Source organism: Streptomyces sp. NPDC003943, assembly GCF_053605265.1.
In genome coordinates, this window is record NZ_JBSGIW010000013.1 from 40,495 (window position 1) to 55,291 (window position 14,797).

General features: G+C 70.7%; 6 protein-coding genes. 3 read left to right on the forward strand and 3 right to left on the reverse strand.

The window, feature by feature from the left end:
• Positions 1–21 precede the first annotated feature (21 nt).
• Both ACWEV0_RS08205 and ACWEV0_RS08210 read right to left on the reverse strand, forming a co-directional pair.
• Positions 22–7,089 (reverse strand): DEAD/DEAH box helicase, encoded by a 7,068-nt coding sequence (locus ACWEV0_RS08205; RefSeq protein ID WP_453147539.1) that lies wholly within the window; start codon positions 7,087–7,089, stop codon positions 22–24.
• A gap of 175 nt (positions 7,090–7,264) precedes the next feature.
• The gene (locus tag ACWEV0_RS08210; protein ID WP_453147541.1) at positions 7,265–7,525 is read right to left on the reverse strand and encodes a GntR family transcriptional regulator; all 261 of its coding nucleotides are present in this window, start codon (positions 7,523–7,525) and stop codon (positions 7,265–7,267) included.
• Positions 7,526–7,866: 341 nt separating this feature from the next.
• Between ACWEV0_RS08210 and ACWEV0_RS08215 the strand changes: the two genes are divergently transcribed.
• The 3 genes from ACWEV0_RS08215 (at position 7,867) to ACWEV0_RS08225 (ending at position 8,993) form a co-directional block, all read left to right on the forward strand.
• On the forward strand, positions 7,867–8,043 hold the full coding sequence (locus tag ACWEV0_RS08215; RefSeq protein ID WP_453147543.1) for a hypothetical protein: 177 nt from the start codon (positions 7,867–7,869) through the stop codon (positions 8,041–8,043).
• A 321-nt stretch (positions 8,044–8,364) separates the two neighbouring features.
• Positions 8,365–8,712, forward strand: a complete 348-nt coding sequence (locus ACWEV0_RS08220) for a hypothetical protein (RefSeq protein ID WP_453147545.1) — start codon at positions 8,365–8,367, stop codon at positions 8,710–8,712.
• Positions 8,709–8,993, forward strand: a complete 285-nt coding sequence (locus ACWEV0_RS08225; protein WP_453147546.1) for a hypothetical protein — start codon at positions 8,709–8,711, stop codon at positions 8,991–8,993. The genes ACWEV0_RS08220 and ACWEV0_RS08225 overlap by 4 nt, the downstream gene beginning before the upstream one ends.
• 289 nt (positions 8,994–9,282) lie before the next feature.
• On the opposite strand, the gene ACWEV0_RS08230 is transcribed toward ACWEV0_RS08225, so the two are convergent.
• Positions 9,283–14,643, reverse strand: coding sequence for an Eco57I restriction-modification methylase domain-containing protein (locus tag ACWEV0_RS08230; RefSeq protein ID WP_453147548.1), 5,361 nt, complete (start codon positions 14,641–14,643; stop codon positions 9,283–9,285).
• Positions 14,644–14,797 lie beyond the last annotated feature (154 nt).

Consider the following 14,797-nt stretch of genomic DNA (forward strand, 5'->3'; position numbering starts at 1 on the left):
GTCCCCTCCCTCTCCGGATGCCTACTGCTGCTGTCGGTCGTCGAGCAGGGCGGCGAGCTCCGCCTCGTCCCAGCCGCCCGGTGCCCGGACCTGCCATCCCGCTGCCGCGCACTCCGCCATGTAGGCGGCGTCGGACGCGTCCTCGTCCAGGACCACCGCGATCCTGCGGTCCGGCCAGGCAAGTTCGAGCGGCCGGGAGATACCGGCGGTGTCCCAGCCCGCTTCGGCAGCCGGCACATCCCCGCGCTCCGCGAGCGCCTTGGCGAGGGCCTCGATCGCCGGATCGCCCACGTACGACAGCTCGCGCAGGACGAGTTCCCAGGCGGCGCGTTCCAGCGCTGTGGGAACCGCGGTGGCCCCGACGGCTTCGGGCGTGGGACGCCGAGTCGCCTCGGCGGCCGCCTCCCGCGCGGCCTCCTGGTCTTCCCGCTCCTGCTCCTGCTCCGGCACCACGAGCCCCGTGCCCGGCAGTTCTTCCCGCAGGGCCGTAAGGAGGCTGTCCGCCCGTACGGCCGTAGCCGCGAGCAGCCCCGCGTCGAAGGAGTCCAGTTCGCTGCGCGCGAGTTGGAGACCGTCGGCACCGGCGGTCCCGGCCGGATCCAGGAACTGGAGGACGTTCCCCCAGCACAGCCACGCCTTCCAGCGGCGCCGGTGCGTGTCGCTGTCACCGGCGACGGCCTCGGCGCGGTCGTCGAGCACGGCCAGCGCGCTCAGCCGCTGCGGCTTCACCCGGGTGTCGCCGATCAACGCCAGAGGCAGACCGGAGGAGTCGCGTACGGGAAAGAGCTTCAGCCCCTGACCGCTCACCGGCGGCCGGCTGTCGCCCCGCAACGTCGCCTCTATCCACGGCACAGCGGCTTCGGGAGACGCGTCGACGACCTCCTCCCGCTTCGCCAGCGGGAGCAGACCCGCGACACAGAGCCGGGCCAGCGCGTGCCAGCGCCGCAGATCCGGGTCGGCGAGGAAGCCGAGCAGGGCAGGGATGGCGCCGGCGAACAGCCGGTCGATCTCGGCCGGATTCTGGCGCTGCTTCGCCCAGCTGCTCCGGGCCCGACCGCCCGGCGAGTCATCGCCCGCCACGGCGTACGGCGGCCACGCGGCCTGAGCCGACGGCCCGGCGAGAGCGGGGGTGAGCGCCTGCGCGGCCTCGTCCCCGTCCGCCGCCGTACCGCGCCCCGCCCGGGCCCGCAGCTCCTTCTCCCAGGCCATGACGTCGTCCCAGGTGATCTGCCAGACCAGCGTGCCGTCGGCCCGAAGCCGGGCCCGCTTGGCGGCGTCCCCCGCGATCCGGTTCGTCGCCGCGGAGGCGTGCCACCGGTAGCCGTCCAGGTAGATGGCCACCGGCATGGGCGGCGCGCCGTCCGAGGTCGTCTCACCCGCGACGGGGCGCAGCAGTAGATCCGGCACTGTGCCCTGTGCGTACAGCGGCTTCTGCGCCACCGACTCCCACCGGATCGGCGAGCCGTCGCGCCGGCGCAGCGTGAACTGCTTGCCCTGGCGGCCGGTCGGGGTCTCCTCGTGCTCCACGTCGGCCTGGTTGGCGGGATCGGCGAGCCAGCGGTCGAGGCAGTCGATGAAACGGCGCTCCAGGTCGCTCTGCGCCTGCTGGGCGAACCGCCGCCGGTCCGCCTCCTCGGCTTCCTCGCGGCCCGCCCGGTCCTTACGGACGGGCTTGACGTCCCACCGGCTGCGCCCGTCCTCGCCGAGCACATCGTCGAGCATCCACAGGGCCTCGCGCCGGTCGAGGAGCGCGTACTCGCGCTCCGGCGCGTACCCCAGCAGACACAGGTGGCACGCGCGGCGGGCCCCGTCCTGGCACGGGCACTCGCGGAGATACTCCTGGGCAGCCGCCAGGACCGCCCGGAACTCCTCGCCCACACCCTCGACGAGCCGCTGGAGGTAACCGGTGCCGCCGGGCAGCGAGTCGTAGAGCACCAGGTAGTTGCGGGTCAGCCCGCTCTCGCGGTCCGGCTCCGTGCTGGGGGTCGAGCGGATGTGCGCCGGATCCCCGCCGTAGCGCAGCGCGAGCCCCAGGTGCAGAGCGGCGGAGAACGAGGCCAGCCGCTCCGGCACGTGCAGGGTCGCGGCGGGCAGCAGGATGCGCAGCGCCTCCGTGCGGTGCTCGGTGGCGGTGATCACCCGCAGGTCCTCGACCTGGACGGACCGGCCGCGGCGCCGCGTGGGGCACCAGGGCCGGTGGTGGGCCAACTCCGGGCGCCCGGCCAGGGATTCGGACAGCTCCTCCTGGACGGGGGCATGGTTGGGCTCACGGTCGGTGGCGCCGCCGCACAGCGGACAGAGCACGAAGGGCGTGACGGTGACCTCGGTGCCGGCGAAGAAGGTGTCCGGGTGGCGGCTCAGCTTGGCGGGCCCGAGGTTGAACCTCCGGATGACCGCCTCGCGTACGTGGTCGACGCCGAAGGTGGCGCCCGAGTGCCGCCAGCTCTCCTTGATCGCGGCCGGGTCGATGTCCACCGCCGTGGCGGTCGAGTAGTAACGCTGGTTGCGCGAGTCGTGGTCGTCGATGATCCGGGCGTCGTCCCGCTTGTCCCGGGAGGTCACCTTGTGCGGGACGATCACGTGATACAGCGCGGCCTTGCTGGCGATGCCGAGTCCGGCACAGCGGGGGCAGGCCGACTTGTCGGCCTCGGCGTTCTTCGTACGGACGTGTCCGCACTCGCGGCAGACCCGCCAGGCGACCACGGCCGAACGCGGGTCCTCCTCGTCCTCCTTGGGACGCGCCCCGAGGTCGAAGCCGTCGATCGTGTGGTGGTAGCCGAGAACGTAGTACGAGTTCCCGGGCGCCAGCTCGGTGAGCGCCGACTCGGACGGCCGCGTGTACGTCCGGGTCTCGGTGCGCCACTGCGACGCGGGTGCCTTGTCCGTGTCGGCGCCGTCGGTGCCGCGGGCGCGCCGCGCGGGCTCCTTACGGGTCAGCGCGGCCTCCAGCCGTACGCCGTCCTCCACGAGGCTGTAGTTGGGCAGCAGCCCCCACTCGACCAGGAACGCCTGCGCTCCCGCCTGCGCGAACTCCTGGAGCTGCTTGGCGACGGCCATCGCCTCCCGGGCGAGGTTCCGCTTCTCCCGGGCCTCGTCCTCCACGTTCTCGTGCAGCGCCTCCGCCGCCTCGTTGATCAGGGCACGGCGGTCCACGAGCTCGGCCCGCTCCGCCTCCCATGCCTCCTCGGCGTCCCGCAGCGCCTCGGCCAGCTTCCCCGCGGCATAGCGGTGCAGGGAGGCACGAGCGTCCTTGGAGACTCCCGAGTCCGGCACCCCGTCGATCTCGGGGAACAGCTTCAGGAAGTCGTCGACCAGGTCCCTCCGCCCGGTCACGGCCTGCGAGAACCGCCGCAGCCAGCCGACCCGCCCGAACAGGGCCGTCACCCGGTCGGGCAGCGGGACGACGCCCTCCAGCCGGCCGCGCGCGGCCAGGTCGATGAGATGGGCGACGTACTGGCGGCGCAGCAGCTCGCTTGCCGAAAGGAAGCAGCCGGGAGGCAGGATCCGCCCCGCGATCAGCTGCCGCGGCTCGGACAGGTGGTAGAGGGCGCGGGGGCTGGTGTCGGCGAGCGACAGCATGAGCGCGTTGCCCGTGGAGCGGCCCGCCCGCCCGACACGCTGGACGTATCCGGCGGTGCTCGGCGGCAGCGAGGCCAGCACGACCGCCTCCAACTGGCCGATGTCGATGCCGAGTTCCAGGGTCGGCGTGCAGGAGAGCACATTCGGGTCGGTGTGCCGGACGCCCTGCCGGAAGCCCTTCTCGACCTCCTCGCGCTCCTTGCGGCCGAGCACACCCGTGTGCTCGGCGGCGACCACGCTGTACGGTCCCGCCTCCCGGTACAGCCGCCGGTAGTAGTCCAGCCGGTAGTCCCGCCCGGCCCGGCCGGGAGCGTCCTTGGCGGGCACTGCCAGCTGCCCCGCGCAGCCCTTGAGCGGACAGGGCAGGCCCTGCCACACCCTGACCCGCTCCGGCGGCACTGTCTGCGTCCAGCCGCACTCCGGGCAGGCCAGCGCCGCGTGCGCCGTCTGCTCGTCGGTCAGCGGCCGTACCCGGATGTGCCCGGGAGTGAGCCCGTAGACCCCGTGTTCCTTGTGGTTGCCGGCGGCCTTGTCCTCTCCGGTACGCCGGTGGGCCAGGGCGCCGATCTCGGCGTCCGCCAGCCGTGGCAGCAGCTCGGCCAGGTAGCCGGCGGCGAGGGTGCGGTCCATGCCCAGACAGCGCTCGGCGAAGTCGGTGTACCAGCTCTCCCTGGTGTCGACCCGCTCGAAGTCCGTCCTGCCCGAGCGTGCCCCCACCAGGACGAACGCGGGCGCGTCCGAGTTCCGGCCGAAGGCCTGCATGCCCTCGGGCCGCCCTCCCCAGATCGTGTACCGGTTGCGCCCCTCGGCGTCGATGAACTTGTCCAGCCATTCGTGCCGGATGCCGCCGCTGATCCGCACATGCTCCAGGAGTCCGCGCACGAACCCCTCGAAGCGTCGGAGCCGCTCCGGCCCGGACACGGGCAGGACGGGCCGAGAGGTTTCTTCCTCGGCGACCGCCTCGTCCGCTTCCCGTTCCTCGGGGTCCGCGGGCAGCTGCCGCCGCAGGTGCTCCTCGTACAGCCCTTCGGCCAGCTTCGCCGCGCGCTCCGGGTCCGGCAGATACACCTCGGCCGCCACCGTGCGGGTGAGCTCCAGCGTCCGGCCCATCCTCGAGTTCAGCCCGAACTCCAGCAGGGTGTTGAACGCCAGCCGCTCACCGACCAACTCCCACGTCCCCTTGGGCAGCCGCTTCTTGCCGGCCAGGAGCCGCTTCACCCGGTCCACGTCGTGCAGATCGGGCGGCACGACCGAGGCCAGCAGCTTCTCCTTGTCCACGGAGGCCCGCTTCACCAGCGCGGCGATCAGCTCGTTGAGCGGTACGCCGTGCTCGGCGAAGGCCGGCTCCTGGGACGAGCGCTCCGCCAACTGCTCCTGGACGAGCGACCGCAGCGAGAACTTCCAGGCCCGCGACGCCACGAACCCGGCCCGATGGGCCGCGTCCTGCACAGAGTCGTTGAAGATCAGGGTCTTGCGCCGGTCGTTGCCCTCGGCGTCCTCCTTCGGCAGCTCACCGCCGGTGAACAGCTGAGTGACGGCCACCGAGGCGAGCGGGGCCACACCGGCACCGAGGAAGCGGATGCCCTGCGCCTGCCCGCACGCCGGACAACGGTCCTGCTTCGCGTACTCGTCCCGGTCGGCGTTGTCGAACCACGTCGTGACGAACACCCCGTTCTCCGGAGTCTCCGCGATCGAGCCGTCGGCGCGGAACACCTCGTCGGGGTCGATCTTGCGCAGCGCCTCACCGCTGTCCTCCAGGACGAGCACGGTCGCCTCACGGGCCGCCGTCCGCTTTCCGCGCCGCATGCTTCGGTCGAGGTCCAGCCGAGCCTGCCTCGCCGCCTCCGCGGGAGTCGCCGCGATGAGCGCCCGCACCCGGGCCTTGCCGTTGCCGCCGCCGGCGCTGAGCCGGTAGATGTCATCGGGCGCGGTGACCAGGGCGCGCGGGTTCCGCTCGGGGCTGATGGCGCTCCAGCCGGACCGCCCGCAGTGCCGGCAGTACGCCGACGGCAGCCGCCCGGCCCGCGCCACGGCGCGTCGCCGGTCCGCCTGCGCGGCGGAGACGACGGCGGCGGTGGCGGCCTGGTCGGCGTCCGTCCAGGAGAACACGGGCTTCGGTGAGACGAACCGCAGGACGCGGGAGAGCGAGCGCACCCACAGGTGCGTCTCGACGAGCAGCAGCGGCCGCTCCTCACCGTCGGGGGCCTCCGGGGAGCGGGCCACCGAAATCAGCGCGATGAACCGGGCCAGCGCCTCGGCGGCGGTCTCCGGGTCCTGTGCCGCCGTCACCCGCCACGCGGAGCTGGTGGGGAAGGCGGCCAGGATCTCCTCGGCCGTGAGCGGCTGGTCCACATCGGCGGTCAGCAGATCGTGCGTGAGCGGGTGCGCGAGGAGTCGGCGTCCCATCTCGCGGGCGTCGGACGTGTCGCAGCCGAGCACCGCGCGGGAGACGGCGTCGAGCCCGCCGTCGCCGGCGGTCGGATCGGGCAGCGCGACGAGATCGGCGGGGGAGGGCAGCGGCAGCGACAGGTCGACGGGGGAGAGGAACGAGTTCAGGTCCCGCCGGTCCTCCCCGACCACCGCGTCGTCCGGGAACCGCACGCCGAACACCTGCGAGGCCACGTCCAGCATGGCCCGGGGGCCACCCCCGCCGCCCTGGTCCTGCCGGTCGTGCACGGGCGACTCACCGAGCGTCGCCGAGGTCGCCACGGGGCAGATCGAGCCGAGCGGCCGTCCTTCCTCGGCGGCTCCCACGACCGCCCCGAGCCGACGCAGCAGCATGGCGACGTCGGTGCCCTGGGCGCCGTCGTAGGTGTGGAACTCGTCGATCACGATGTACGCGAGGTCGGCGTCGGTCCACAGCGGGGCGTCCTGCTGCCGCTGGAGCAGCAGGTCCAGCATCTTGTAGTTCGTGATCAGGATGTCCGGCGGATTCCGCCGGATCTCGGCCCGGTCCACCGCGACGCGCCCGTACGGCGAGCCGTTCTTGGTAGAGCTCGCCTCACCGATGTACAGCCCGGCGGTCACGTCCGCCAGGCGCTCATCGGTCAGCAACTTGCCGATCCGGTCGGCCTGGTCGCCGGCAAGGGCGTTCATCGGGTAGAGCAGCACGGCCTTGATCCCGTGCTTGCCGGCCGCCTTGGCGCGCCGGCAGTGGTCGATGACCGGGACGAGGAACGACTCGGTCTTACCGGAGCCCGTACCGGTGGTGACAAGGGTGGGCTGCGGGACGTGCCCGTCCTTGGTGGTCAGGCGGGCGAAGGCCTCGGCCTGATGCGCGTACGGCCAGAAATCGCCCTTGTACCAGTCGAGGTGCCGCTGCCAGCCGTCCTCGGCGGCGCGGAAGGGTCGCCGGATCCGGTGGTACGGCCCGCGGAACAGCCCGTCGGCCGGGTCCGTGAGGAAGTCGGTCAGCGCTTCCTGGGTGTCGGGCTCGGCCAGCGCGAACGTGGTCGTCAGATACTCGACGGTCGTGTCGCGCAGCGCCTGCGCGGCGAGTGTGGGTCTCATGGAGCCCGCCGGCCCTCCCCGTACGTCCTGCTCCGGGTCCTGCCCGGACTCGTGTCACCGACCAGGGTGATCGCTTCACCTCTGATCTCGACCACTTTACGTGCGGGGTCGGACAGCGGGGCTGGAATCGGCCGGGAGGGGCTGGTGGGAGGGGGGTGGGCGGCGCGGAGGTGTGTCAGTCGGCGGGCTGAGCCCGGGTGGCGGACGGCAGGGGGTCGACGACGAACGTCCCCAGCCCCACTTCGCCTCGAGTCCAGCCTTGTTCGCGGACCTGACGCATGGCCTTCGCTGCCGTGGCGTTCACCACGCCGAACTCCTGGGCGATCTCCAGAGTGGACGGCACGCGGCTCCCCGGCGGGTAGGTCCCACTCTCGATACGCCGGATGATCTCCGCTGCGATCTGTCTCCACAGCGGGCGGGTGCGATCAAGGTCCATGCTGCCAGCGTGGGTGACCGCAGGTTTCTGCGCATCCGTAGATAACCGTGGATAACTACGGCTATAGTGTGGCCCAACACACAAACGCCCCCGGGCGGCCGGCCAGGGCCGTACCCAGGGGCTCACCGAAGATTGGAGCTTCGGCTATGCGAAACCTTATCGCTGCGCTGCTCGCGTGGCTGCTGGGCGTGCTGGCGCCAGGTTCCGGGCGGCGCCGGTCCCGCACTCTGCCCGCCACCCCACCTTCCGTTCGGCGGGCGGAGGAGGTCCGGCCGGTGCTGCGCGAACGGTTCGACCCGCCTCGGGGACGGACCACGCGGCCCCGGTCCCCGCACGGGCTGATGGAAACGTTCGACGGAGAGACCACGGTCCTTATCCGCCCCTACCTGGTCGCGTACGAGCGGCAGGAGGAGCGTGCCGCCCGTCAGCGGTGGCGAAGGCTCAGCCTCGTGATGGCGGCGGACTTCGGGTTCGACCTCGATACCCGGGACGTGCACACGACGAGGGTGGCCTGGTGAGCGAGCCGACCCTCAACCCGCCATCGCGGAAGCCCATCCGCATGTGCGTGCGCTGCGGCCACATCACGGATGCGCCCGTGGTCGTCGCCGAGGTGCACCAGAACTCCGGGCCCGGGTGGAACGTGTACGCGTGCCCGGAGTGCGCGCCGCACTTCCCGCCGGTCCCTGATGCTCTTGACCTCCTCCGGGACGGCAGCGCCGGCGCCGGGACGGTGCCGAGTGACCGCCCGCTTGCGAGCCCCTGAGCGTCACGCCGAGAAGGGCGCGCCCTGCGCGCTACGAGCGCGCTACCGTGAACCCGATATCACCGAGGAGGACCCGATGACGACCTCGCCCATCAGCGACGCCGCGTTGCCGATGCCGCCTCTGACGGAGGCCGCGCTCCGGGTGGCCGTGAACCGTATCGACCTCGCTGCCGCTGTCGAGTTCGAGCAGGAGTTCCGGCAGGCATGGCAGGAAGCCATCCAGACCGACAGCACGACGCCCATGCACCTCTTCATCCGCAGGTGGGGGATCTGGGTGGCACTGCGCCGAATCCCGGAGAGGGCTGCCCGGCTGCATGAGCTGGAGACCGTCTCCGGGACCGCGGAGGACAGGGCCGTGCGGCGGGCCGCGTCGGCGGAGATCGGCCGGATGATCGCTGAGGCAGAGCGCGAGGTCGAGGCTTGAGCGAGTGGACGTGGGAGTACGACCCGGATGCCGATCATGTCGTAGGAGACCAGGGCGACGGGGCCAACCTCTCCCCGAGGGACAGGTCCGAGGCCGAGAAGATCGCCCAGGAGCTCGCGGATGCCGCTTCGGTCCGGTACCTGGGTCCGCCGACGCAGGACGAGCCTTTGGTGTCCCGGCTCAAGAGCTATGCGCGCGGCCTCCTGATCGTCTGGTACCAGGAGGACCGACGCGACGACGTCATCGTGGTCGTTCGCGTGACAGCGCCTTGGTCAAGGTGATCTGACTGGAGCGATGCTGCGGCCCCGCACCCTGCCGGGTGCGGGGCCGTGTCGCCTCGGCGCTCGGGGGAGCCACGGCAATGGTCACCACTGTGAGTGTCGACCGAGCAGAGGCCGCCGCTGCCTGGTCGTGCGTCCCCGTAGAGATGCGTGAACCTCGCTGGGCGTGTTCCCAGTCGTCGTGCGGTCCGTGGCTGTCTCGGGGAGCGCCGGTTACAGCCCGGCCGCCCGCCCTGTCCCCCTGAAGGGAGTGGGCGGACGCCTCGCGGCTGCGTGGGTTGCGGCTGGCCTACTCCTGGGCGGACCCCGGCGGCTCCGTGTCCCCGGGCTCCCAGCCGACGGCCCGCATCCGCCGCGTGAACTCGGCGTGCGCGGCCCGCATCTCCTTCACCCGGTCCGCCCGATAGAGCGGTCCCTCGTACCCGTCGGGCACGTTGGCTTCGAGCGGGAAGTCCTCATGCGAACTGAGCTGCTTCCAGGCGTCCTTCGGCTGGCCGTAGCCGTGCTGCTGGTGCGCCTTGGCGATCCGGCGTCCGGTTGCGTCGAACCACATGTTCTCCTCGTACTGCTGGAGTACGGGGAAGCGGGCCCGGTACATGGCGACGAGCTCGTCTGCGCTGATCCCGAGCCACACGGCTACGAGCGCGTCGATCTCGACGAGCGCGGCTCTCCGCGCGCATTCCGTGCGGAGGGGAGTGTCGCGGTTCCACGTGGCAGACACACCGTCACCAAGTGGGGGCAGGTCTGATGGCCAGATCGAGGATGCCGCCCAAGTGTCTGAGGGCCAAGTGCGGTGGTGCAACTTCGCCCAAATCCGTGAGTATGCGTTCGTTTGGCAATTAAGTCTGAGGGTTCGAAGGAGTAGGGAATTCTCCAGGGGGTGGCCTGGGGTTGGTGCGGGCATCGTCTGAGCCTCTGTCACCACGAGGTCTGAACGGCCGGTAGTTCGGAGAAAATAGTCCAGTGGAATCGACGCCCAAAATCCAGACGTCAGAGCAGTCTCTCGTTCCGTCGGCAACGACATGCTTTGGACCGTAAAGACATGTGCGGGCCCAGGCGGCATGAGCGATGCGAACAGACTACGCTCCGTATTTGATGCAATCTGGCGGCGCCAGGCGAGGCGGGTGAAGCGCGTGTAGGGGCGCGATGACCACGCCGACAGCTGGGCAGACTTCTCGGTTTCGCTGTCCGGGCATTCGGGTAGATGACGGACTATCCTGCTGTCCTCTTGCAACTCCCTTTGGAGCTCTGGATCGTCCCAGGTTCGCTTGGCGAGCGCGGCCCAGTACCTCTCATTCGTGCAGGTGATCGGCTTCCGGTAGTTGGTGCGTGGTACCTCATCCTCGGCCAGCTTTGTCGGGTCCCAGGGCTCTACCTCAAGCGAGGTGCGGGCACCTTCGATCGGCCGCTTAGCGAAGGGTGTGGCGATACCGAAGAACGGCCCCTGAAGGATGACGTCGTTCCAGTTCCGTGCAGGCCCGGAGTCCCAGGTGAAGTACCCGGCCGTCCGGTCGTTCTTCTCGTCGAATCCGCGGCTGATGCGAGGGTTCAGTGCGGCGAGTCGGTGTGGCCACCTGGCCAGCGCGGAAATGGCTGCTTCTTCGGATGCGGTGACGGGGAACAGGAGCTTGGCTTCCTCCACCGGGGGCGGCTCTTCGTCACCGGCCAACCTCTGCCAGCCGGCCAGAGTCGCACGGTCAACCGTAATGACGCGTCCTCGGTGCGGGCGCATGTCCCATACACCAGCGTGCTTAAGCCCTGGAATGTCGCCCGACCCGTCATGCCAGATCGACTGAGCGAGCATCGCCGGATGGAAGAGCCAGCTGACGTGCTCAAACCGGATGTCTCGCGGTGCCCCATAGACGTTCACGCTGAAGTGAGTGGTGTCACTCACGGGTGGGGCGAAGAGAAGTTTGGCGTTGACGAAGTCTGCGTGCAGTCGAAGATGCTGATAGGCAGCCCGCCTGAGCAGGCGCTCCTTGGCCCCAGTGAGATGCGTGGCCGGGTGAACCAGACCCGCCAATCCACGAGTGCCCGTCGCACGCCACGAGAGCAGGATAAAGGCGCGATACAAGTCAGGCTGCGTCCCGACCAACTCGGGATAGGCATCCGTCGATGCGAGGTAGGCAGAAATCGCCGCCGAGTCCGCCAACTCGCCCATGAATACCGAGCGCGCGTCGGACCTCTCCAAGATCGCAGTCTTGCGCGCAGCCCACGCTTCGTTGCTCGGCTTCTCCGCCAGTTCGAACCACGGCTCGAACTCGGCAAGTACCCCACTCTCCTGCCAAGTGTGCTTGACCCACGGCGGATTACCCACCATCAGGTCGAACCCGCCCCCCGCAAACACATGCGCGAAGTCCAGTTCCCAGTGGAAGAAGCCCCGCTCCTTCGCGATCCGGACCGCCGTCCCGTGCCACGGGAAGAGGTCCCCCAGGCTCAGGAAGTCCACCCAGCCCGAGATCTCGCTCATCTTCTCGTCGAGGGACCGCTCGAACTCGTCAAGTCCCTCAAGTCCGTTGATCTTCGGGATCTCGAACAGCGAGCCGGTGTCCTTCCCCGGCTCCACGTCCACTCGACCGACGACCGACTCCGCAAACTCGATCCACTCGTCCAGGTTTCGCAGCGCGACCTTCCGGTCGACGCTGCCCCTGCTGAGCTTCTTCAGGTCCTGCGCCCCGTTGAAGTAGTCCGGAGCCGTGCCGTCGAGCAGCGAGACCTCCTCCAGCGGCCAGAACCACAACGCGCACCACGCGTCCATGACCTGCTTGAGACGCCAGTACGGGCTGCCCTCCGCCTGGAGGGCCTGGCGGACGGCCTCCCGGTCCATCACCGGGGTCGACCGCTCGGCCCGTCCCTCCGTACCCCACACAGGGATGTCACGCGAGATCTCCTGCTCCGACAGCTCAAGCCGCAGCTTGACCAGGCCCCACAGGTACTCCACCCGCTCCGCGAGCGCCCGCAGGCGCCCCGTCTGCCCGTACGAGCCATCGTCCGCGCCCGCGCCGCGTCGCGCCGGCGCGGCCCGCTTCGCGGGAGCCGGCGCCGGGGCCTCGGCCGACGCCGCCGCCGAGAAGTCGAAGCCCGACTGTTCCCAGATCTCCAGGCCCAGATCCAGCGCGCCCTGCCCCGTCCGCTCCTCCCGCGCCAGCACCGTGGCCTGACTGGTCGGGGCCTTCTCCGACGCCGCCGACGTCTTCTTCTCGCCCTTCGGCGCCCGGCGGATTCCCGAACGCCACTTCTTCATCGCCTCGATGAGCTCGGGCTCCAGCCAGTCCGCGACCGCCCCGGCCACCACGCTCTGCCCCGTGGCCTTCCGGACCGACACCGAGTCGCCGACCGAACCCCACCCCAGCGCCGGCAGCAGGAACTGGTGCACCGGCCGGTGAACCCCCGCACCCCCCAGCTTCTCGGTCAGCGGGACCGCCCTCGGCGCCTGCCGATCAGCGGCCTTCAGCCAGCCGCCCTTGTCGAGGGACTGGCCCGGGTACACCTTCCGGGCAGCGCCGATCAGCGAGTTGCCCCGGTGCAGGTGCAGGCCGTACCAAGGCGCCCGCATGCCCGGGTACATGGTGTTGAGCCACAGGGAGATCTCCGCCAGCTCCACCGCCGTCTTGTTGAGGTCGACGCCGTACGCGTTGTGGAGGGCGATGTACGCCTTGACCTTCTGGAGTTCGCGCGGGTACTCCTCCGGGTCGATCTGCTCGCCCCGCTCGTGCTGGGCGAGCTTCAGGTAGAGCTCGGCCAGCTGGTTGACGGCCTCGTTGAGGAACGCGCCGGAGCCGAGAGCGGGCTCGCAGACCCGCCAGCGCAGCACCTCCGACGCCGTGACGTCGGACTTCTCCGGCTCTCGCGGGTCCACGCGGCCCTCGTCGTCCAGGCGGAAGCGGAGCGTTTGCTCGACGGTCGCCTGGGTCAGGGACTCGGGCGTGTAGTACGAGGCGCTGGTCTGCCGGTCGCGGCCGGCCAGGCGGTAGACGTACGAGCCGACCGGGTGCACCACCGAGTCGGGCTCGCCCGTCTCCGGGTTGACGCTGTCCTCCTTGACGAAGACGCTGTCGCCTGGCGTGTCCGAGTACAGCCCGCTCCGCACCTGGTCGGTCGTGATCAGCCAGGAGCCGCCCTCCGGGTTGCCGCCCTTGGCGACCTCGTACATCGGCTCGGTGGCGATGAAGCCGGTGTACGACATCAGGCCCTCGTACACCGCGCCGAGGTGGTTGATGCTGAGGTTTGCGTAGCTGATGAAGCCGCCGCGGCCCTTCCCGCGGCCCTCGACGAGCGTCAGGTGGCGAAGGACCTGGTGCAGGACCTTGTTGCGCAGCCGCAGGTCCAGGGGCTTCGCGGGGGCCGGCGAGCCGTCGGGGCGGGTCGGGTGCGGGTAGGGGATGGACTGCCCGACCAGCTTTATCGACTCGGGGTCGAAGAGGCGCGAGCGCAGGGCCTCGATGCGTACGCCCTCGTGGCCGTCGTCGTCGGCGAGCTCGGGCGCCTCTTCGAACCGTGCGCTCCGGTCGGTGACCGTGTTGGCCACGGGGTGGCCGGTGAACACCTTCTCGAAGAGGAGGGCCAGGGACTCGTGGAAGTGGAATCGGTCCCGGGACGCGCTGCCGAGCTTCTCCTGGACGACGAGCTCGCGCAGCCGGGCGATGCTGTACCCCGTCGCGTACGCCTCGCTCTTCACCGGCAGGATGTCGAGCTCCGGCCGGGCCTCCGCGTACAGCAGGAACAGGATCCGGTAGAGGTAGCGCAACGACTCCTCGGTCAGGAGGCGCGGCAGGTCGCCGGGTTCCTTCAGGGTGTCGGGCAGCCAGTCCGGCAGGTCGTCGGGGTGGACGCCGGACTCCTCGCGGGCTCGCCGCAGCACCTCGTTGGCGATGAGCTGGACGGACTTCTGGAGGCCGACGCGGAGTTCGGCGGTCACGCCCACCGAGTGGTCGCGGGACTCGGCGACCAGCTTGGCGATCTCGTCGTCCGAACCGTCCTCGCCGGGCCGCAGGGACGAGGCCGCGAAGATCGCCGCGATCAGGTCGATCTCGTTGGCCTTCGATCCCTTCGCCGCCTTGCGGGGGAGCGCGGTGTCCAGGTTGACCGCGAGATAGCGGCCGCGGGAGAACGCCTGCCGGTCGGCGAGGATCACCACGCCGCCGAAGAGGAGCAGCGCGTAGCGCGGGGCGTTCTCGGCGTTCAGCACCCACGAGGCCAGCTCGCGGACGGTCGTCAGCGTCTTCGACGCCGAGAGCCGGACCGGCGCGGGAAGGAGGTTCGCGGGACCGTCCCCGCGGGTGGCGTCCAGGTCCTCCGCGAAACCACCCGTCAGGACGAGGATGCCGGGCTCCGAGTGGGCCACGGGCACGGCGATCGGGCCGGTCGGGGTGTGGGCGGTGAAGTGCCCCGGTCGCGGGGTGAAGTCCAGGGCCTTCAGCAGGCGTTCGTGCCACCCGGCCAGGGCGGACCGCCAGGCGCCCTCGGGTGCGGTGTCGGCCTGTGCCTCGGCTTCGGTCTTCGCCGGTGCCGGCTGGAAGGCGGGCGGTTCCGTGTCCGGGCCCGCGGCCTTCAGTACGGCGGCGGCCGCCTCCTGTGCGGCGACGGCGGGGGCGTACGACAGCCCGTTGTACTTCTCCGCGTCCGGGCCGAGCTCCGCCCGTACGTCCATGTAGGGACGGGTGAGGTCGCGCAGGTTCTGCCGGGGCGTGGACTGGCCGTGGCGCTCAAGCGCCGACCACTCCTTGAGGGGGCCGCTCGCGAGCTGCTTCGGCAGGATGTCGTCCAGGTAGAAGGACGGGAAGTACTCGCGCTCGTTGATCAGG